At 70.8% G+C, this 19,395-nt stretch carries 19 protein-coding genes; 10 read left to right on the top strand and 9 right to left on the bottom strand.

Features of this window, described 5'->3' with window-relative positions; genetic code table 11:
• Positions 1-2 precede the first annotated feature (2 nt).
• Positions 3-536, bottom strand: coding sequence for an Lrp/AsnC family transcriptional regulator (locus tag M8542_RS23335; protein ID WP_257922336.1), 534 nt, complete (start codon positions 534-536; stop codon positions 3-5).
• 74 nt (positions 537-610) lie between these two features.
• Between M8542_RS23335 and pdhA the strand changes: the two genes are divergently transcribed.
• The 5 genes from pdhA to M8542_RS23310 are packed head-to-tail and all read left to right on the top strand — an operon-like array spanning position 611 to position 5,422.
• Positions 611-1,675, top strand: a complete 1,065-nt coding sequence (pdhA, locus tag M8542_RS23330; RefSeq protein WP_257922335.1) for a pyruvate dehydrogenase (acetyl-transferring) E1 component subunit alpha — start codon at positions 611-613, stop codon at positions 1,673-1,675.
• Positions 1,675-2,670, top strand: a complete 996-nt coding sequence (locus M8542_RS23325; protein ID WP_257922334.1) for an alpha-ketoacid dehydrogenase subunit beta — start codon at positions 1,675-1,677, stop codon at positions 2,668-2,670. The genes pdhA and M8542_RS23325 overlap by 1 nt, the downstream gene beginning before the upstream one ends.
• Positions 2,663-3,841, top strand: a complete 1,179-nt coding sequence (locus M8542_RS23320) for a dihydrolipoamide acetyltransferase family protein (protein ID WP_257922333.1) — start codon at positions 2,663-2,665, stop codon at positions 3,839-3,841. The genes M8542_RS23325 and M8542_RS23320 overlap by 8 nt, the downstream gene beginning before the upstream one ends.
• 55 nt (positions 3,842-3,896) lie before the next feature.
• The gene (locus tag M8542_RS23315; RefSeq protein WP_257922332.1) at positions 3,897-4,445 is read left to right on the top strand and encodes a hypothetical protein; all 549 of its coding nucleotides are present in this window, start codon (positions 3,897-3,899) and stop codon (positions 4,443-4,445) included.
• The gene (locus M8542_RS23310) at positions 4,442-5,422 is read left to right on the top strand and encodes a hypothetical protein (RefSeq protein WP_257922331.1); all 981 of its coding nucleotides are present in this window, start codon (positions 4,442-4,444) and stop codon (positions 5,420-5,422) included. Before M8542_RS23315 ends, M8542_RS23310 begins: the two co-directional genes overlap by 4 nt.
• Here M8542_RS23310 and M8542_RS23305 read toward each other — a convergent pair.
• Entirely contained in the window at positions 5,419-5,985 is a 567-nt protein-coding gene (locus M8542_RS23305) for a CGNR zinc finger domain-containing protein (protein ID WP_257922330.1), read from the bottom strand. The genes M8542_RS23310 and M8542_RS23305 overlap by 4 nt on opposite strands.
• Positions 5,986-6,089: 104 nt before the next feature.
• On the opposite strand from M8542_RS23305, the gene M8542_RS23300 reads away from it, so the two are divergent.
• A complete protein-coding gene (locus tag M8542_RS23300) occupies positions 6,090-7,241 on the top strand; it encodes an epoxide hydrolase family protein (RefSeq protein WP_257922329.1) in 1,152 nt (383 codons plus the stop codon).
• 5 nt (positions 7,242-7,246) lie between these two features.
• Here the strand turns inward: M8542_RS23300 and M8542_RS23295 are convergent, their stop codons facing one another.
• From M8542_RS23295 to M8542_RS23270, 6 genes are all read right to left on the bottom strand, one after another.
• On the bottom strand, positions 7,247-7,735 hold the full coding sequence (locus M8542_RS23295; protein WP_257922328.1) for a putative immunity protein: 489 nt from the start codon (positions 7,733-7,735) through the stop codon (positions 7,247-7,249).
• 38 nt (positions 7,736-7,773) lie between these two features.
• Entirely contained in the window at positions 7,774-8,904 is a 1,131-nt protein-coding gene (locus M8542_RS23290) for an NAD(P)/FAD-dependent oxidoreductase (protein ID WP_257922327.1), read from the bottom strand.
• Entirely contained in the window at positions 8,901-9,221 is a 321-nt protein-coding gene (locus M8542_RS23285) for a bifunctional 3-phenylpropionate/cinnamic acid dioxygenase ferredoxin subunit (RefSeq protein ID WP_257922326.1), read from the bottom strand. Before M8542_RS23285 ends, M8542_RS23290 begins: the two co-directional genes overlap by 4 nt.
• A 180-nt stretch (positions 9,222-9,401) precedes the next feature.
• The gene (betA, locus tag M8542_RS23280; RefSeq protein WP_257922325.1) at positions 9,402-11,060 is read right to left on the bottom strand and encodes a choline dehydrogenase; all 1,659 of its coding nucleotides are present in this window, start codon (positions 11,058-11,060) and stop codon (positions 9,402-9,404) included.
• A gap of 9 nt (positions 11,061-11,069) precedes the next feature.
• Positions 11,070-12,638 (bottom strand): amino acid permease, encoded by a 1,569-nt coding sequence (locus tag M8542_RS23275; RefSeq protein ID WP_257922324.1) that lies wholly within the window; start codon positions 12,636-12,638, stop codon positions 11,070-11,072.
• A gap of 30 nt (positions 12,639-12,668) precedes the next feature.
• Positions 12,669-14,135, bottom strand: coding sequence for an aldehyde dehydrogenase family protein (locus M8542_RS23270; protein WP_257922323.1), 1,467 nt, complete (start codon positions 14,133-14,135; stop codon positions 12,669-12,671).
• A gap of 92 nt (positions 14,136-14,227) precedes the next feature.
• Between M8542_RS23270 and M8542_RS23265 the strand changes: the two genes are divergently transcribed.
• Positions 14,228-14,803, top strand: coding sequence for a TetR/AcrR family transcriptional regulator (locus M8542_RS23265; protein ID WP_257922322.1), 576 nt, complete (start codon positions 14,228-14,230; stop codon positions 14,801-14,803).
• 279 nt (positions 14,804-15,082) lie between these two features.
• A complete protein-coding gene (locus M8542_RS23260; RefSeq protein ID WP_257922321.1) occupies positions 15,083-16,204 on the top strand; it encodes an aromatic ring-hydroxylating oxygenase subunit alpha in 1,122 nt (373 codons plus the stop codon).
• Here the strand turns inward: M8542_RS23260 and M8542_RS23255 are convergent.
• Positions 16,201-16,848, bottom strand: a complete 648-nt coding sequence (locus tag M8542_RS23255) for a GntR family transcriptional regulator (RefSeq protein WP_257922320.1) — start codon at positions 16,846-16,848, stop codon at positions 16,201-16,203. The genes M8542_RS23260 and M8542_RS23255 overlap by 4 nt on opposite strands.
• 58 nt (positions 16,849-16,906) lie before the next feature.
• Between M8542_RS23255 and glyA the strand changes: the two genes are divergently transcribed.
• Together glyA and M8542_RS23245 are read left to right on the top strand one after the other, a co-directional pair.
• Positions 16,907-18,178: a serine hydroxymethyltransferase gene (glyA, locus tag M8542_RS23250; RefSeq protein ID WP_257922319.1), complete on the top strand. Its 1,272-nt coding sequence runs from the start codon at positions 16,907-16,909 to the stop codon at positions 18,176-18,178.
• Positions 18,175-19,389, top strand: coding sequence for a sarcosine oxidase subunit beta family protein (locus M8542_RS23245; RefSeq protein ID WP_257922318.1), 1,215 nt, complete (start codon positions 18,175-18,177; stop codon positions 19,387-19,389). Before glyA ends, M8542_RS23245 begins: the two co-directional genes overlap by 4 nt.
• Positions 19,390-19,395: the final 6 nt, after the last annotated feature.

The following is a 19,395-nucleotide window of genomic DNA, read 5'->3' as shown; positions in this document are numbered from 1 at the left end:
ACTCAGGAAAGCACCGAGCCCGGCAGCTCCTCGAAGATCAGCCACGTCCGCGTCGACCGGACGCCTTCGAGGGCCTGCAGGCGCTCCAGGACCACATCCCGCAGCGTCTGGTTGTCCGGCGTCCGCACCAGCAGCAGGATGTCGAAGTCGCCGCCCACCAGGGCCACGTGGTCGACGTACGGGATCTCGTGCAGGTCCGTGGCCATCGTGCGCCACGATGTCTGCTCCACCGTCACCATGATGTACGCCGACGTGCCCAGGCCGGCGCGGCGCGGGTCGATGCGGGCGCCGAAGCCCGTGATCACGCCCTCCGCCATCAGGCGCTCCAACCGCGCGTACGCGTTCGTGCGCGAGATGTGCAGCTTCTCCGCCAGTGCGCGCACCGCCAGGCGGCCGTCCGTCGACAGCTCCGCGAGCATGGCCCGGTCGACCTCGTCCAGGGCGGGGGCCGTTCGTCCCGGCGGGGCGCCGACAGCCGACGTCGTCGAAGACGTTTGGTCACCAGGAGCACCCGTCAGGGGCCGTTTGTCGCTCATTTCGCCGAGACCTTGAACACAAGACCGCCAAGAACCACCATTTCAGCATCATATGTCTGCGAGAGGTGGTGTCCATGGAGACCTTGCTGCCGTCCGCGTCGCCGGTGCGGTTCGTCGCCGAGGACGGGACGCGCGTCGACCAGCACGGCGAGTACGCCGAGCCGGCCCGTGACCGGCTCGAGGAGGCTTACCGGCTGATGGTCCTGGGCCGCCGGTTCGACGTCCAGGCGACCGCGCTCACCAAGCAGGGCCGCCTTGCCGTCTACCCGTCCAGCGCCGGCCAGGAGGCCTGCCAGGTCGCCGCCGCGCTCGCGCTCGCCGAGAACGACTGGCTCTTCCCGACCTACCGGGACTCGGTCGCCCTCATCGCGCGTGGCCTGAAGCCCGGCGAAGTCCTGACGCTGCTTCGCGGCGACGCGCACTGCGGCTACAACCCCGCCGAGACGCGCGTCGCGCCCCAGTGCACTCCGCTCGCGACGCAGACGCTGCACGCCGCCGGGCTCGCGCACGCGATGCAGCGACGCGGTGAGGACGCCGTCGCGCTCGCGCTCATCGGGGACGGCGCCACCAGCGAAGGCGACTTCCACGAGGCGCTCAACTTCGCGGCCGTCTTCAAAGCGCCCGTCGTGTTCTTCGTGCAGAACAACCGCTACGCCATCTCCGTCCCCTTCGAGAAGCAGAGCGCCGCGCCCGCGCTGGCCTACAAGGGGATCGGCTACGGGATGCGCTCGGAGCAGGTCGACGGCAACGACGCCGTCGCGGTCCTCGCCGTGCTCGACGACGCCGTGAAGCACGCCCGCGAAGGCCAGGGGCCGGTGCTCGTCGAGGCCCACACCTACCGCATCGACGCGCACACCAACGCCGACGACGCCACCCGCTACCGCGACGCCGGCGAAGTCGCGAAGTGGCGCGAAGCAGACCCGCTCAAGCGGCTCGAGACCTATCTGAAAGACGACCTGACCAAAAACGACATCGAGCGGTACCAGCAAGAAGCCGAGGAGTTCGCCCAGTCCGTCCGCGACACCCTCAACGCCGACGCCGAGCTGGACCCGATGTCCCTGTTCGACCACGTCTACGCCGAGCCGACCCGCCAGCTGGAACGTCAGCGGGCCGCCCTCGAAGCCGAGCTGGAGGCCTGATGACGACCACGATGGCGCAGGCGCTCAACGCGGCCCTGCGCGACGCGCTCAAGGACGACGACCGCGTGCTGGTCTTCGGCGAGGACGTCGGCACGCTCGGCGGCGTCTTCCGGGTCACCGACGGCATCACCGCCGACTTCGGCGAGGACCGCTGCTTCGACACGCCGCTGGCCGAGTCCGGCATCGTCGGGTTCGCCGTCGGGATGGCCATGGGCGGCTTCCGCCCGGTCGTCGAGATGCAGTTCGACGCCTTCGCCTACCCGGCGTTCGAGCAGATCACCTCGCACGTGGCGAAGCTGCGCAACCGCACCCGCGGCGCGCTCTCGCTGCCGATGGTCATCCGCATCCCCTACGCCGGCGGCATCGGCGGCGTCGAGCACCACTGCGACTCCAGCGAGGTCTACTACACGCACACGCCGGGCCTGCGCGTCGTCACGCCGGGCACCGCGCAGGACGCCTACGACCTGCTGCGCGACGCCATCGACTCGCCGGACCCGGTCGTCTTCCTCGAGCCGAAGTGCCGCTACTGGTCCGCCGAAGAGGTGAGCTTCACCCGCTCCGGCCCGGCCATGGACCAGGCCGTCGTGCGACGACACGGAAAGGACGTCACGCTCATCGCGTACGGCCCGATGGTCGCCACCGCCATGGAGACCGCCGAAGCGGCGAAGGAAGAGGGCTGGGACGTCGAGGTCGTGGACCTGCGCTCGTTGAGCCCGTTCGACGACGAGACCGTGACCGCGTCCGTGCGTCGCACCGGCCGGGCCGTGGTCGTGCACGAGGCAGCCGGCTTCGGCGGCTACGGCGCCGAGGTCGTCGCGCGCGTCACCGAGCAGTGCTTCCACCAGCTGCACGCGCCCGTGCTGCGCGTGACCGGGCTCGACATCCCCTACCCGGCGCCGAAGCTCGAGCGCCACCAGCTGCCCGACGTCGACCGGATCCTCGACACCATCGCGCGCCTGCAGTGGAACGACACCCCGGCGGTGGCCGGTGCCTGACTTCCTGCTGCCGGACCTCGGCGAGGGCCTGACCGAGGCGGCGATCCTGAACTGGCACGTCGGCGTCGGCGACACGGTCGCGGTCGACCAGGTGGTCGTCGAGGTCGAGACGGCGAAGGCGTCGGTCGAGGTGCCGGTGCCCTTCGCCGGCGTGGTGTCCGCGCTGCACGGCGAGCCGGGGCAGCTGCTGCCGGTCGGCTCGCCGCTGCTGAGCGTCGGCGGGTTCGCCGAGCCGGGCGTCACGACGTCCGCCGGCAGCGGCAACGTCCTGATCGGGTACGGCACCGCGCCGACGACCCGGCGCAAGCGGGTCCGCCGCGTCGAAACCCCCGCCCCGAAAACGAAGACTCCGGGCGTGATCTCGCCGTTCGTGCGGAAACTGGCTTCGGACAACGGAATCGACCTCACGAAGGTGACCCCCACCGGCGCGGACGGCATCATCCGCCGCGCCGACGTCGAGGCGATGCTGCGGAAGAAGCCCGCCGCGAACGGCAAGCGGATCCCGCTGACCGGGGTGCGCAAGGCCGTCGCCGACAAGCTCACGACGTCCCGGCGGGAGATCCCCGAGGCCACGGTCTGGGTGGACGTCGACGCGTCCGAGCTGGTCGCCGCGCGCGTGGCGCTGAACGCCAGGTCGGACCGGCCGGTCAGCCTGCTCGGGCTGATCGCGCGGTTCGCCGTCGCGGGGCTCAAGAAGTACCCGGAGCTGAACTCGCGCGTCGAGGGCGACGAGATCGTGCTGCTCGACGAGATCCACCTCGGGTTCGCCGCGCAGACCGACCGCGGGCTCGTCGTGCCGGTGGTGCGCGACGCCGGAGACATGTCGACGCGGGACCTGTCGGCGGCGATCGGCGACCGCGCGAAGACCGCGCGCGACGGCAAGCTCGCGCCCGCGGACCTCACCGGCGGCACGTTCACCGTCAACAACTACGGCGTCTTCGGCGTCGACGGCTCGGCCGCGATCATCAACCACCCCGAGGCCGCGATCCTCGGCATCGGCCGGATCATCGACCGGCCGTGGGTGGTCGACGGGACGCTGGGTGTGCGCAAGGTCTGCGAGCTGACACTGGCCTTCGACCACCGCGTCTGCGACGGCGGCACGGCGGGTGGCTTCCTGCGGTTCGTCGCGGACTGCGTGGAGTCGCCGGTCACGGCCCTGGGCGACCTGTAACGACTCACCGCGCGCATTGTCCGGTGGTGACGGCCGTGGCACTTAAAGTGTTCGCGTGACGACTCCAGCCCAGCACGACCGGGACCAGGCGGAAACCCGCGTGGGCCGGCTCAAGCAGGACCTGCGCGACGGGCTGACGACCCCACCCGCCGACGTCGAGGCGATGGACGAGCTCGTCGCGACGGCCCACCGGCTGCTCGACGCCGAGCTGGCGTTCGACGAGGCGAAGCACCGGCTCGCGAACGCCGAGCTGGAGTCCCGGCACGCCGCGACGCAGCGCGCGGTCGTCTACTTCGCGGCCCCGCCGGTGCTGGTGCCGCTGGTCGCCGCGGCGCTGGTCCTGTTCGACGTCCTCGAACCGGTGTGGCTGCTCGCGCTCGTTCCGCTGTTCGCAGCGGGGCTGTGGATCGGCTTCGGACCGGTCCGTCGCGTCGGCGACGTCATCCGCGAGCGGACGCGGGCGGCGTGGGCGGGCAGCGTCACGGCGGTGCTGCTGGTCGCGGCGCTGGTTCCGTGGCCGGGGGCGGTCGTGTGCACGATCCTGACGGCGCTGGGCGTCGCGGCCACGGCCGGGCTGCTGTGGCGGGAAAGCCGGATCCCATGAGCCACGGCTACGCGACCTACGGCGACGACCCCGAATTCACCCAGGAGTACCAGGAGTACCCGGACACCACCCGCCGGGACCTCGACGAGCTGTTCGCGGCGGTCGACGGGTTGCGCACGGCGATCGAGGACGTCGACGCCCGCGATGCCGCGTTGCGCGAGGAGTTCGCCGAGCAGCTCCGGCCGGAGCCGGTCCAGGAGGGCCGGATCGACCAGCTCGGTCGGCAGCTGGAGCGGCTGCAGCAGCAGGTGCAGGCCCTGGAGCGCGCGGTGCGCGTGTCCGACGGCGTGCCGCAGGTGAACCTCGACGACGTCGGCGCGGAGACGCGGGCGCTGGCCGCGGAGGCCGCCCGCTGGGACGACCTGCACAAGGAGCTCGTCACGAAGGAGCAGCGCGCCCGCCACCAGCAGGAGATCGCGCGCCTTTCCGAGGTCCGCGAGGCGTTGTCCCGCTGCGACGGCGATCTGCTGGCCGTGATCGGTGTGCTGGCCACGACCGATCGGGCGGCGCGCGGCCGCGGGGACGCCGAGTCGTCGTTGCGGGCGTTGTCGACGCGGCGCCGGACGTTGCTGGACGAAGAGATCCCGGCCGCGGAGGAGGCGGCGGAGCAGGCGAAGCTCGCGCTGCGCGAGGCGGACGCGGTCGAGGCGCGGATCGTCCCGCAGCTGGAACGGGCGGAGCGGGCCTGGCACGACCTGCAGGTGCGGCTGCGCACCCGCATCACGGACGCGCTGGGCTCGAACGCCCTGCTCCCGACCTGGTTCGGCCACGCGCTCGGCGTCGCGCCACCGGCGGGCGCGTCGGGCGACGCGTGGATCCGCACCGCGGCTTCGGTGCTGGCGTACCGGGTGACGTTCGGGATCGTGGACCCGGCGTTGCCGCTGGGCCCGCCCGCCGGTGAAGACGTCGACAAGACCGAGCGCCGCTGGACCTGGCGGGCCCGCCTGGAATCGGACCTCGACGAGCTCTCGCTCTAGCCGGACTTCTTGCGCTGGTTGGCCAGGTAGCGCGCTTTTTTCTCGCGGTTCCCGCACGTGCCCATGTCGCACCACCGGCGGGTGCGGCTCTGGCTCGTGTCGAAGAAAGCGGCCTGGCAGGTCGGCGACCCGCACAAGGCCATCCGCCCGTCGCGTTCGCCGGAGACGATGCCGATCGCGTCGGCGGCGATGACGCTCAAGGCGTCTTCCACGCGGGAAGCCGAGCCGAGCTGCCAGCGCCGGTCGCCCTCGGGCGTGAGCACCGGCGCGGCCCGGCCCCGCGTGCTGCGTTCGTTGATGACTTGGACGGCGGCCGCGGGCAGCGCTTCCCCGCGCGCGGTCGCGGTCGCGGCGGCGTGGATGGCTTCCCGCAGCTCGCGGGCGAGGTCGAGCTGCGCGGGAGTGCAGGACTCGACGGCGAGACCGCTCACGGCCAGCCAATCGACGAGCCGCTGCGGCGTGGGGATGCGTTCCAGGGCGTCACCACACCGCTCGGTCAGGGTCGCCGTGAAGCTCGTCGCCAGCACGCTGCCGAGCCGGAAGTCGGGGTACCGGGCCGCCACGGAACCAGCTTAGCAGGTTGCTCGTGGCCGACGGTCCGTGTTAGAACCTTCTCAGCCGGTTCAGAACCAGCAAAGCCGGTTCCGCGACGATCAGGAGGCCCGACATGACCCGCGAGGTGCACCCGTTCGAAGCCCACGCTCCCGACGCCGACCTCGACGACCTGCGCGCGCGGCTGGCCGCGGCGCGGCTGCCGGAAGCCGAGACGGTCCACGGCGCCCGCCGCTGGGACCAGGGCGTCCCGCTCGCCGACCTCGCCGACGTCGTGGCCTACTGGCGCACCGGGTACGACTGGCGCGGGTTCGAAGCGCGGCTCGAGGAGATCGGCCAGTTCCGCACGACCATCGACGGGCTGGGCATCCACTTCCTGCACCGCCGGTCCCCGCGGGCGGACGCCACCCCGCTGGTCATGACGCACGGCTGGCCGGGCAGCGTCGCCGAGTTCGTCGACGTCATCGACGAGCTCGCCGATCCGGCGGACGCGACCGCGCCGGCGTTCCACGTCGTGGCCCCCTCGCTGCCGGGCTTCGGCTACAGCGGCAAGCCGGCCACCACCGGGTGGGGCACCGAGAAGATCGCCGCCGCCTGGGTGGAGCTGATGGGACGGCTCGGCTACGCGGAGTTCACCGCCCACGGCGGTGACTGGGGCGGCACCATCACCACGGTCCTCGCCGGCCGCTTTCCGGCGCACGTGCTGGGCGTCCACACGACGTTCGCGGAGGCCCCGCCCGGGTTGTCCACCGACGGGCTGACGGCGGAGGAACGCCGGTGGACCGAGGAAACCCGCCACTTCTGGCGGCACCGCGCGGCGTACGCGAAGCAGCAGGCGACCCGGCCGCAGACCATCGGCTACGCGCTCGTCGACTCACCCGTCGGGCTGCTCGCCTGGATCCTCGACAAGTTCGCCGAGTGGACGGACACCGGGGACAGCCCGTTCGAGACGGTTTCCCGGGACCGCGTGCTCGACGACGTCACGCTGTACTGGCTGACGCGCAGTGGCGCGTCGGCGGCTCGCATCTACCACGAGAGCCACAACTCGCTCGACCCCGAGCTGCGGGTCGACGTCCCGGCGGCGGTCACCATGTACCCCCGCGACATCGAGAAGACCCCGCGTCCCTGGGCGCGGGAGCGGTACCGGCAGATCGTCCGCTGGCGCGCGCCCGAAGCCGGTGGGCACTTCCCGTCGCTGGAGGTGCCCGGGTTCTTCGTCCGGGACCTGCGCGAAGGTCTCGCGGCGGTGCTGGCCGCGCGTCCGTGAGCACCTCAGCCGCGCAGCGCGGTCTCCAGCTGCCGGTGCAGCTCGCCGAGGCGGGTGCGGCCCGGCTTGCCCGGTGGGAAGCGGCGCAGGAGCTCGCGGACCTCCGGCGGGGCGTGGTCCAGCGCCCAGGCGATCTCGGCCGAGGCGTCGCCGCCGGCGAGTTCGCACGCCAGCGCCGCCTGCTGGGACGGACCGACGATGTGCTTGACCTGGTGTGGCGACTCCAGCGGGTGCAGGTAGGCCGCGCCCGCCGCGCCGACGGCGGCTCGGGCCGCCGCCGAAGCCGCCGGGTCTTCGGCCGCCCCCGCCGCGGCCAACGCGGCCCAGGCCGCCGTGCGCAGGGCCTTCGTGCGTGGACCCCCCGAAGCGAACTCCCGCGCCGCCGAGATGGCCGCCGCCGGGCGCGGGTCACCCGGGATCAGCGGCAGGGCTCGTGCGGCGCAGTCGGCGGCCCAGCCGGTCAGCGCCCGCAGCTCGTCGAGAGTCAGCTCCATGTGGCTGAAGCGTATCTTTGAAACCTCGGTTGAGACTTTCAGACGACGGCCGGGCGCCGGAGCGGGCGGCGCAGGCGGTTGAACAGCTTCGCGTTGTTCAGCGCGAACACGCCCACCGTCTCGCCGTCGCGCGCCCAGACCGCCGCGAACGACGAGGCCGACAGCTCGCCGTCGACCACCGAGAGCGAGTCGTCCGGACGCGGGTGCCCGGCCAGCTGCAGAGTGCCCGAATACTGGTCCGACCAGACGTACCCGCTCGGCGAGTACGTGCGTGCGGTCTGCCCGGCGAGCAGGTTCGCCACCGCGACCGGCGCCTGCTCGGACGCGTTCGTCCAGTGCTCGTGCCGCCGTCCGCCGTACCGCGCGACATCGCCCACCGCGACCACCTGCGGCAGCTCGGTGACCAGCCCGGTGTCGGTGTGGACGCCGTTGCCGACCTTCAACCCCGAGCCGGCCAGCCAGTCGGTCGCCGGGGTCATCCCGACGCCCGTCACGACGACGTCGGCCGGGACCATCGAGCCGTCGGCCAGGTGGACGCCCGAGGGATCCATGCCCGTCACCGACACGCCGCAGCGCAGGTCGGTGCCGTGGTCGGCGTGCAGCCGCGCGCACACCGCGGCCAGCTCGGGGCCGAGCACCGGCGCGAGCGGCGCCGGCAATGCCTCCAAGACGGTCACCTCGAGCCCCAGGGCGCGGCACGTCGAAGCCACCTCGGCGCCGATGAACCCGGCCCCGACCACGACCACGCGCGCCCCGGGGACCAGGGCCTCGCGCAGGGCGAGCGCGTCGTCGATCGACCGCAGCGTGTGGGCGCCTTCGAACCCCGGGAGCGTGCGGGCGCGGCCGCCGGTGGCGATGACGACGCCGTCGGCGTGCACCGAACTGCCGTCCGACAACCGGACGCGGCGGTCCGACGGCTCCAGCGCCGTCGCGCGCACGCCGAGCCGGAAGTCGAGCGCCAGTGACGCGAGGTCGCCGGCGTCGAGCAGCTCCAGCGAGGCCCGGGAAGTGGTCCCGGCCAGAAAACCCTTGGACAGCGGCGGCCGGTCGTAAGGCAGGTGCCGCTCTTCGCCGATCAGCACGATCCCGCCGTCGTAGCCCTGCGCGCGCAGCTCCTGCGCGGCGCGGACCCCGGCGAGCGACGCGCCGACGACCGCGATCCGCTTCACGCGGCGTCCTCCCGGGCCGTGCCCTGGATGTAGACGACCCCTTCGTCGACGACGACCGGGTACGTGCGCACCGGTTCCTTCGCGGGCAGGCAGCTCGGCATACCGGTGCGCAGGTCGAACAGCGCGGCGTGCAGCGGGCACTCGACGAAGCAGCCTTCGAGCCAGCCGTCGGCCAGCGAGGCGTCCTGGTGGGTGCACGTGTCGTCGATGGCGTACAGCTCGCCGTCTTCGGTGTGGAACACCGCGATGGCGGGGGCCCCGGGGATCCGGACGGACTCCCCGGGGGGCAGCTCGTCCACGGTGCATGCGCGAATCATGACTCCTCCGAGTGTTGCGCATTGGGGAACATCAACTGTGATCCGCAACAAAGTCTGAGTGCCGTGAAGGACGTCGTCAAGGGGGTACGCCCCGGTAGTTTCCGTTACCGGGTAACGGGTAATCCGGGCACGTCGAAGGCCCGTACCGAGGATGGCGGTACGGGCGCTGCGACGTCCGGGCTAGTTCTCTCCGTGCCGGTAGAACGGCGTCTTGATCGGGGCCAGCGGGGTGTTGCCGAGGATGAGGTCGGCGGCCTTCTCGGCCGTCATCATCACCGGCGCGTAGATGTTGCCGTTGGGGATGTAGGGCATGACCGAAGCGTCGACGACGCGCAGGCCCTCGGTGCCGTGCACCCGCATGGTCTGCGGGTCGACGACGGACTTCTCGTCCACGCCCATCTTCGCGGTGCACGACGGGTGCAGCGCGGTCTCGGCGTCCTTGGCGACCCAGTCGAGGATCTCCTCGTCCGTCTCGACCGACGGCCCCGGCGAGATCTCCCCGCCGTTGTACTGGTCCATCGCGGACTGGTTGAGGATCTTCCGGGCCACCCGCACGGCCTCGACCCATTCCTTGCGGTCGTTCTCGGTCGAGAGGTAGTTGAACTTGATGGCCGGGTGCTGCCGCGGGTCGGTGGAGGTGAGCTTCACCGAGCCACGGGTGTCGGCGTACATCGGGCCGACGTGCACCTGGTAGCCGTGGCCTTCCGTGGGCGCCGACCCGTCGTAGCGGATCGCCACCGGCAGGAAGTGGAACATCAGGTTCGGGTACTTCACCTCGTCGTTGGACCGGACGAACCCGCCGCCCTCGAAGTGGTTGGTGGCGGCCGGGCCGTTCCGCAGGAACAGCCACTGCGCGCCGATGTAGGGCCGCTTCCACTTCGCCAGCGACGGCTGCATCGACACCGGCTGCTTGCAGGCGTACTGGATGTACACCTCCAGGTGGTCCTGCAGGTTCTCGCCGACACCCGGCAGGTCCTTCACGACGTCGATGCCGAGCTTCTCCAGATCGGCCGCGTTGCCGACGCCGGAGAGCTGCAGCAGCTGCGGGCTGTTGATCGCCCCACCGCAGAGGATGATCTCCTTGCCGTACACCTCACCCGGCACGCCCCGGCCCTCGGCGTACTCGACGCCGATCGCGCGGGTGCCGTCGAAGAGGATCTGCGACACGAAGGCGTGCGTCTTCACCGTGAGGTTGGGCCGGTTCTCCACCGGGTGCAGGTACGCGCCCGCCGCGGACAGCCGCCGTCCTTTCCGGACGTTGCGGTCGAAGGCCGCGAAGCCTTCCTGGCGGTAGCCGTTGACGTCGTCGGTGCGCGGGTAACCCGCCTGCTCGGCGGCGTCGAAGAAGGCGCCGAAGAGCGGGTTGGTCGCCGGGCCGCGTTCGAGTTCGAGCGGTCCGTCGTGTCCGCGCCACTGGCCGTCGGGAGCATCGGCCAGGCAGTTCTCCATGCGGTTGAAGTACGGCAGGCAGTGCGCGTAGTCCCAAGTGGACATCCCGGCGTCGCCGGCCCAGCGCTCGTAGTCCATCGGGTTGCCGCGCTGGAAGATCATCCCGTTGATGCTGGACGACCCGCCGAGCACCTTGCCGCGCGCGTGGTAGATGCGGCGCCGGTTCATGTGCGGCTCGGGCTCGCTGCGGTAGCCCCAGTCGTAGAACTTCGACCCGATCGGGAAGGTCAGCGCGGCCGGCATGTGGATGAAGACGTCCCACTTGTAGTCCGACCGCCCCGCTTCCAGGACGAGGACCTTGTTCGACGGGTCCGCGGACAGCCGGTTCGCCAGCGCGCAGCCCGCCGAGCCACCGCCGACGATGACGAAGTCGTAGGTATCGGAACTCATGGGGCCTCCTCAGCCGGGTAGCGAATCCGGGGCGGTGTCGGGCATGTGCTCGGGGCTCGTGTGCGACGAACCCCAGGTGCCGCGCCGGATGTAGAGCATGATCGCACCGACGACGATGATCAGCCCGGTGACGATCACCGCGCCCCACTGGAAGTACCAGTGGTCGTCGCCGTAGACCTCGGCGCGCGGCCAGATCAGGTTGATCGTCATCCCGGCGCCGTAGAGCACCGCGACCGCGTTCACGAACGTGCCCCAGCGGCCGAGCTTGAAGTACGGCCCGTGCTCCGGGCGCGGCCACTGCCCACGCAGGCGGCGCAGCAGCATCGGGCCGGTGACCATCAGGTAGGGGATGTAGAACAGGATGATCGCGGTCGAGGTCAGGATGAAGAACGCCCGCTGGTTGCCGAGGTTGATCAGCAGCACCACGACGGTGAGGCCGCCGGTGAGCAGCGCGGGCAGGATCGGCGTCTTCGAGCGCGGCGACACCTTCGCCATCGCCTTGCTGAACGGCAGCCGGCCGTCGCGGGCCATCGCCCACGCCATCCGGATCGCCGCGGTCTGCACGGCGAGGCAGCAGACGGTGATCGCGATCGCCGAGCAGATCAGGAACGCGTCCCCGAGCCCTTCGCCGAGAGTGCTCTTCAGCAGGTACGGCATGCCGGACGTGGTCAGCTCTTCGGCGTTGATGTTGCCGACCGCCATCATGCCGACCAGCATCACCAGGCCGCCGACGATGAACGACGCGGTGAGCGCCCGCAGGATCGCGCGCGGCGCGTGCTTGCGCGGCTGGGTGGTTTCTTCGGCGAGCGAGCCCGCGGTGTCGAAGCCGTAGAAGACGTACGCGCTCATCAGCGACGCCACCAGGAACGCCCCGAGATACCCGAGTGAGTGACCGTCACCCGTGGCGTGCGTTTCGAAGACGACCTGCGGACCACGCTTGATGTGGATGGCCAGCGCGATGATCAGCAGGATGACCGCGGACAGTTCCACCGCGACGCCGAAGTTGTTGATCTTCGCCATCAGCTTGACGCCGATGACGTTCACGATCGTGGCGAACACGACGAGCACCAAGGCCAGGATGATGGCGTTCTGCGCCCCGCCCGGGGTCGACGTCAGGCCGGCGTCGGAGTCGCTGCCGACGATCTGGAACGCGGTCGAGACCTGCGGCAGGATGATCTGGTAGGCGACCGCGACGGCGCCGGCCGTCACGATGGCGCCGATGATCATGATCCAGCCGGCCAGCCACGACGTCGCCGGTTTCGCGATCTGTTTCGCCCACTGGTAAACGGACCCGGCGAGCGGGAACTGGCCGGCGAGCTCGGCGAAGCACAGCGCGACGGCGAGCTGGCCCAGAAACACGAGTGGCCAGGTCCAGATGAACGCCGGCCCGCCCGAGGCGAAGCCGAAGAAGAACAGCTGGAACACGCCGGTCATGATCGAGATGTAGGAGAAACCCGCGGCGAAGCTGGAGAAGGAGCCCAACGAGCGTTCGAGCTCCTGGCGGTAGCCGAACTTCTCGAGGTCGGAGCTGTCGTCCGGGGCAGGCCCCCCGCCCGCCGGCTTTTCTTGCGTGGTCATGGCAACGTCCTCACGTGGTGGGGAGGGGGATCAGCCCTTGAACCAGTGCTGCGGAACCGGATCGATGTTCTGGTAGACGTGCTTGTGCTCCTGGTACTCCGCCAGCCCGGACGGTCCGAGCTCGCGGCCGATGCCGGACTTCCCGAACCCGCCCCACTCCGCCTGCGGCAGATAGGGGTGGTAGTCGTTGATCCACACGGTGCCGTGGCGCAGGGCCCCGGCGACCCGCTGGGCGCGGGACGCGTCCGACGTCCACACGGCTCCGGCGAGCCCGTACTCGGTGTCGTTGGCCAGCGCGATCGCGTCGGCCTCTTCGGTGAAGCGTTCCACGGTGACGACCGGGCCGAAGACCTCTTCCCGGACGATCGCCATGTCCCTGGTGCAGTCGGAGAACACGGTCGGGCGCAGGAAGAAGCCGTTTTCGTACCGCGCGCCCTCGGGACGCTTGCCGCCCGCCCGGAGCGTCGCGCCGGCTTCGATCGCGCCTCGGATGTAGCCCTCGACCTTGGCGCGGTGCTGCGCCGAGACGAGCGGGCCCGTCTCGGTCGCGGGGTCGAGGCCGTCGCCGACCCGGATCCGGTCGGCGCGCGCGGCGAGGTCCGCCACGAACCGGTCATGGATCTCATCCTGGACGATCAAGCGCGCGCCCGCCGAGCAGACCTGTCCCGAATGGACGAACGCGGCCAGCAGCGCGTAGTCGAGCGCGGTGTCGTAGTCGGCGTCGGCGAAGACCACGTTCGGGTTCTTGCCGCCGAGCTCCAGCGCCACACGCCGGACGCCCTTCGCGGCGGCCGCCATGATTTTCTCCCCGGTCGCGTAACCGCCGGTGAAGGAGACCAGGTCGACACCCGGGTGCTCGACCATCGCCGCGCCGACCCGGCCGTCGCCGAGCAGCAGGTTCACCACGCCGGCCGGCGCGCCGGCTTCTTCGAGCAGGGCGACCAGCTTGATCGTGGTCAGCGGCGTGACCTCGCTCGGTTTCAGCACGACGGTGTTGCCCGCGGCCAGGGCGGGCGCGACCTTCCAGGACATCTGGAGCAGCGGGTAGTTCCACGGCGCGATCAGCGCGCAGACGCCGACCGGCTCGTACGTGATCCGGCTGACGACGCTCGCGCTGCCCGCGTCGACCAGGCGGCCGGCGTCCTTGCCGGCGAGGTCGGCGTAGTAGCGGAAGACGTTGGTGACGTCGTCGATGTCGATGCGGCCCTCGCCGAGGGTCTTGCCGGTGTCGAGGCTCTCGGTGCGGGCGAGGTCTTCGCGGTCGCGGACCAGGAGGTCGGCGGTGCGGCGGAGCAGCGTGCCGCGTTCGGTGGCGGTCGTCTGCCGCCACGGGCCCTCGTCGAAGGCCCTCCGGGCGGCTCTGACGGCGGCGTCCACCTCCGCGCGGCCCGCCTCGGCGACGGTCACGATGACCTCGCCGCTCGCGGGGTTCAGCACGTCGGAACGCGTCCCGGTGGACGCGTCCAGCCAGATGCCGTCGATGTGGAGGTCCTTCACTCCGGCTCCTTCCGGATCGGTGGTGGCCGGTTCGCGTCAAGAGTGCGTACATTTGTACGCGAAGTGTGTACAGATGTCCACAAGGGGGCTCGATGGCGAAGAGCGAACCCGGCGCCCGGCGGCGCGGCCCGAACGACCCCGACCGGCGCGCGCGGATCGCGAAGGCGGCGATCGAGGTCGTCGCGCAACGCGGGATCGACGGGCTCACGCACCGGTCGGTGGCGGCCGCGGCCGGCGTCCCGCTGGGGTCGACGACCTACCACTTCGCGACGCTGGACGACCTGCTCGAAGTCGCGTTGCACGAGGCGGCGGAGAAGAACGTCCACGCGCTGAAGGAGTGGGAGTCGGCCCTCCCGCCGGACGCCGACTTCGCCGCGGCGCTCGCCGACCTGGTGATGGGCTACATCAACGAGCAGTACCGCGACACGGTGGTCGAGTACGACCTGTACGTCGCGGCTCTGCATCGTCCCCGGCTCCGCGCGGCGAGCGCGGCCTGGGACGAAGCGCTCATCGCGTTCTTCGGCTCCCGAACCGACCCGCTGACCGGCCGCCTGCTGGCCGGCCTCTTCTGCGGCCTCCTGATGCAAGCGGCCCTGGCCGACCCCCGCCCGACCCGCGAAGAGATCGAAACCCTCTTCCACCGCGCAATCACCGGCCCCGCGATGTGACGGAAAGGTCGACACGCGTGATTGGGGAGTCGACACGCGTGACTGAAGGGTCGACACGGCGCGCGGGCTGCCTGGGCCGTGTCGACCCTCTGATCACGCGTGTCGACCCTCCAATCACGCGAGTTGACTCTTCAGGCACGCCGTGTGGGTGAAACCTGTGGTGGGCGCTGAAAAACTTGGGTTGACATCGTTACGGGGTGGCAGTCACTCTGTTCCGGAGTGAGCAACAAGACGCGTTATGCGCAACTCCCGAACTGATCCGCGGAGAGGACCACGCCGGTGACCGCTATCGATCTCCCGCCGAGCCTGCTCGCCACGCTGCCGGGTTCCGCCTACACCGATCCGGCGGTCTTCGCGCTGGAGCAGGCGAAGATCTTCGAGGCCGACTGGTTCTGCGCCGTGCGCAGCGCCGACCTCGCCGGGCCGGGGGCGTTCGAGACCGTGCAGGTGGGCAAGGAGAGCGTCCTGGTCTCGCGGGGGCGCGATGGCAAGCTCAACGCGTTCCTCAACGTCTGCCGGCACCGCGGCGCGCGGCTCTGCACGTCCGAACGCGGCACGGTCAAGCGGGCCTTCCAGTGCCCGTACCACGCCTGGACCTACGGCCTCGACGGCAAGCTCGTCGCGGCCCCCAACCTCACCGGGATGCCCGACGTCGACCGCACCGAGTTCGGGCTGACGAAACTCCACCTGCGGGAATGGCTCGGCTACGCCTGGGTCTGCCTGGCCGACGAGCCGCCGTCGTTCGAGGAGACCGTTGTCGGCGCGGTCACCGAACGGCTGGGCGGCCCGACCGAGATCGACGCCTACGGCCTCGACGGCCTCGCGCTCGGCAAGCGCATCGAGTACGACGTGAAGGCCAACTGGAAGCAGATCATCGAGAACTTCATGGAGTGCTACCACTGCGCGACGATCCACCCGGAGCTCACCGAGGTTCTCCCGGAGTTCGCCGACGGCTACGCCGCGCAGTACTACGTCGGCCACGGCGCCCAGTTCGGCGGCGAGGTCAAGGGCTTCACCATCGACGGCAGCGAGGGGGTCGACCGCCTCCCCGGCGTCTCCGAAGCGCAGGACCGCAAGTACTACGCCATCACCGTCAAGCCGGGCGTCTTCGTCAACCTCGTGCCGGACCACGTGATCTTCCACCGGATGTTCCCGCTGGCCCCGGACCGGACGCTGGTCCGCTGCGACTGGCTGTACCTGCCCGAAGTGGTCGAGTCCGGCCGGGACCTCACCCGGTCGGTCGAGCTGTTCCACCGCGTCAACCTGCAGGACTTCGAGGCCTGCGAACGCTGCCAGCTCGCGATGGACTCGCGCTCCTACGTCAACGGCGGGGTGCTCGTGCCCAGCGAGCACCACATCGGCGCGTTCCACGACTGGGTCCGCGCCCGGCTGAACAGCTAGATCAACGCCCGGATGGCGGCCTCGAAGCCGGTGACGTGCTCGAGCGTGAGCGCGGCCGCCTTCTCGGCATCGCCTTCGATGATCGCGGTGAGGAGCGGGACGTGCTCGTCGACGTGGCCGGCCATCCCCGACAGCCGGGGCACGAACACGCACCAGATCCGGGTCGCGAGGTTGTCGTACCGGATCAGCGTGTCCTCGAGGAACGGGTTGTGCACGCAGCCGTAGATCGCCCGGTGCAGGGCGAGGTCGGTGCGCAGCAGCTCGTTGTTGTCGCCGGTGGGCACGCCGGCGTCGAGCTGCGCGCGCAGCTCGGTGAGCGTGGCCCGGTCGGCCGCGGTCGCGCGCTCGGCCGCGGCGGCCGTGGCCATCGGCTCCAGCGTCCGCCGCACCTCGGAGATGTGCGCGAGGTCGGAGATGTGGACGTCGGTGGCGAACGTCCCGCGCCGCGGGTAGGCGACGACCAGCCGTTCGGACTCCAGCCGTTTCAGCGCCTCGCGGATCGGCGTCCGGCCCATGCCGAGCGTCGCGCCCAGTTCGTCCTCGTTGATGGGCGCGCCCGGCGGGATGTCGAGCATGACGAGCCGGTCGCGGACGAAGCGGTACGCCTGTTCCGCCAAGGATGGGGGATTGACCTGTGGGTGCACGCCGCTTAGCCTACATCGACGATTGATATATCAGAAGTCGACCACGGAAGGTTTCGCGATGACCGCGACGATCGACCCGGTGCTCAACCGAACTCTGGCCGACTACGACCCGGCGGTCGCCGAAGCGATCGGCGCCGAGCTGCACCGGCAGCAGTCGACGCTGGAGATGATCGCCTCCGAGAACTTCGCCCCGCTGTCCGTGCTCCAGGCGCAGGGGTCGGTGCTCACCAACAAGTACGCCGAGGGCTACCCCGGCCGCCGCTACTACGGCGGCTGCGAGCACGTCGACGTCCTCGAGCAGCTGGCCATCGACCGCGTCAAGGCGCTGTTCGGCGCCGGGTTCGCCAACGTCCAGCCGCACTCGGGCGCGCAGGCCAACGCCGCCGCGATGGCCGCGCTCCTGAAGCCCGGCGACAAGATCCTCGGCCTCTCGCTGGCCCACGGCGGCCACCTGACGCACGGCATGCGGATCAACTTCTCCGGCCTGCTCTACGACGTCGCCGCCTACGAAGTGTCCGAAAAGGACTTCCGCGTCGACATGGCCGAGGTCGCCCGGCTCGCGCGGGAACACCGGCCCAAGCTGATCATCGCCGGCTGGTCGGCCTACCCGCGGCAGCTGGACTTCGCCCGCTTCCGCGAGATCGCCGACGAGGTCGGCGCGTACCTGATGGTCGACATGGCCCACTTCGCCGGCCTGGTCGCCGCCGGGCTGCACCCGTCGCCGGTGCCGCACGCGCACGTCACGACGACCACCACGCACAAGACCCTCGGCGGCCCGCGCGGCGGCGTCGTGCTCACCAACGACCCGGCGCTGGCCAAGAAGGTCAACTCCGCGGTCTTCCCCGGTCAGCAGGGCGGCCCGCTCGAACACGTCATCGCCGCCAAGGCCGTCGCGTTCAAGATGGCGGCCGAGCCCGAGTTCGTGGAACGCCAGCAGCGGACGCTCAGCGGCGCGAAGCTCCTGGCCGAGCGGCTCCTGGACGGCGGGATCGACGTGCTGACCGGCGGCACCGACGTCCACCTGGTGCTCGTCGACCTGCGGAACTCCGAACTCGACGGCAAGCAGGCCGAAGACCGGCTGCACGAGGTCGGCATCACCGTGAACCGTAACGCCGTCCCGTTCGACCCGCGGCCGCCGATGGTCACCTCCGGTCTGCGGATCGGCACGCCGGCCCTGGCCACCCGCGGGTTCGGCGACGCCGAGTTCCGCGAGGCCGCCGACGTCATCGCCGAAGCGTTGAGGCCCGGCTACGACGCAGGGAAGCTGCGAGCCCGCGTCACGGCGCTGGCCGAGGCGTTCCCGCTGTACCCCGGGGAGGAGACCCGATGACCGACCTGCCCGAACACCCGGACTTCCTCTGGGACAACCCCGAACCGCGCAAGAGCTACGACGTCGTCGTCGTGGGCGGCGGCGGGCATGGGCTCGCCACCGCGTACTACCTGGCCAAGGTGCACGGCATCACCAACGTCGCCGTGCTGGAGAAGGGCTGGCTCGCGGGCGGCAACATGGCCCGCAACACCACGATCATCCGCTCCAACTACCTCTGGGACGAGAGCTCCGGCATCTACGAGCACTCCCTCAAGCTGTGGGAAGGGCTCGAAGAGGACCTCGGCTACCCGATCCTGTTCAGCCAGCGCGGGGTGCTGAACCTGGCGCACAGCCTGCAGGACGTCCGCGACAGCGTCCGCCGCGTCGAGGCCAACAAGCTCAACGGCATCGACGCCGAATGGGTGGACGCCGACGGCGTCAAGGAAATCTGCCCGATCGTCAACACCGCGCCGGACGTGCGTTACCCGGTGCTCGGCGCGACCTACCAGCCCCGCGCGGGCATCGCGAAGCACGACTACGTCGCGTGGGGCTTCGCGCGGGCCGCGCACGAGCTGGGTGTCGACCTCATCCAGAACTGCGAGGTCACCGGCATCGAGACCACGGCCGGCCGGGTCTCCGCGGTGAACACCAGCAGGGGCCGGATCGCCGCGGGCAAGGTCGCGTTGTGCGCGGCCGGGCACTCGTCGGTGCTGGCCCGCATGGTCGGCCTGGACCTGCCGCTCGTCTCGCACCCGTTGCAGGCCCTGGTGTCCGAGCTGCTGGAACCGATCCACCCGACGGTCGTCATGTCGAACGCCGTGCACGTCTACGTTTCCCAGGCGCACAAGGGCGAACTGGTGATGGGCGCGGGCATCGACAGCTACAACGGCTACGGCCAGCGCGGCTCGTTCCACATCATCGAGGACCAGATGGCGGCCGCGCTCGAGCTGTTCCCGGTGTTCGCGCGGGCGCACCTGCTGCGGACGTGGGCGGGCATCGTCGACGTCAGCCCGGACGCCTCGCCGATCGTCGGGCTCACCCCGGTCGAGAACCTGTTCCTCAACTGCGGCTGGGGCACCGGCGGCTTCAAGGCGACGCCGGGAGTCGGCGACGTCTTCGCGGCGACCATCGCGCGGGGCAAGCCGCACGAGTACGCCGAACCGTTCACCCTCGACCGGTTCACCACCGGCGCCCTCGTCGACGAGCACGGCGCCGCCGCCGTCGCGCACTAGGAGTGT

Source organism: Amycolatopsis iheyensis (assembly GCF_024703995.1).
GTDB lineage: Bacteria > Actinomycetota > Actinomycetes > Mycobacteriales > Pseudonocardiaceae > Amycolatopsis > Amycolatopsis iheyensis.
This window is presented reverse-complemented; position numbering and strand designations above follow the sequence as displayed.

Coding starts and splice junctions, on each gene's coding strand:
- M8542_RS23335 (WP_257922336.1), bottom strand. CDS start 536: ATGAGCGACAAACGGCCCCTGACGGGTGCTCCTGGTGACCAAACGTCT.
- pdhA (WP_257922335.1), top strand. CDS start 611: ATGGAGACCTTGCTGCCGTCCGCGTCGCCGGTGCGGTTCGTCGCCGAG.
- M8542_RS23325 (WP_257922334.1), top strand. CDS start 1,675: ATGACGACCACGATGGCGCAGGCGCTCAACGCGGCCCTGCGCGACGCG.
- M8542_RS23310 (WP_257922331.1), top strand. CDS start 4,442: ATGAGCCACGGCTACGCGACCTACGGCGACGACCCCGAATTCACCCAG.
- M8542_RS23300 (WP_257922329.1), top strand. CDS start 6,090: ATGACCCGCGAGGTGCACCCGTTCGAAGCCCACGCTCCCGACGCCGAC.
- M8542_RS23295 (WP_257922328.1), bottom strand. CDS start 7,735: ATGGAGCTGACTCTCGACGAGCTGCGGGCGCTGACCGGCTGGGCCGCC.
- M8542_RS23285 (WP_257922326.1), bottom strand. CDS start 9,221: ATGATTCGCGCATGCACCGTGGACGAGCTGCCCCCCGGGGAGTCCGTC.
- betA (WP_257922325.1), bottom strand. CDS start 11,060: ATGAGTTCCGATACCTACGACTTCGTCATCGTCGGCGGTGGCTCGGCG.
- M8542_RS23275 (WP_257922324.1), bottom strand. CDS start 12,638: ATGACCACGCAAGAAAAGCCGGCGGGCGGGGGGCCTGCCCCGGACGAC.
- M8542_RS23265 (WP_257922322.1), top strand. CDS start 14,228: ATGGCGAAGAGCGAACCCGGCGCCCGGCGGCGCGGCCCGAACGACCCC.
- glyA (WP_257922319.1), top strand. CDS start 16,907: ATGACCGCGACGATCGACCCGGTGCTCAACCGAACTCTGGCCGACTAC.
- M8542_RS23245 (WP_257922318.1), top strand. CDS start 18,175: ATGACCGACCTGCCCGAACACCCGGACTTCCTCTGGGACAACCCCGAA.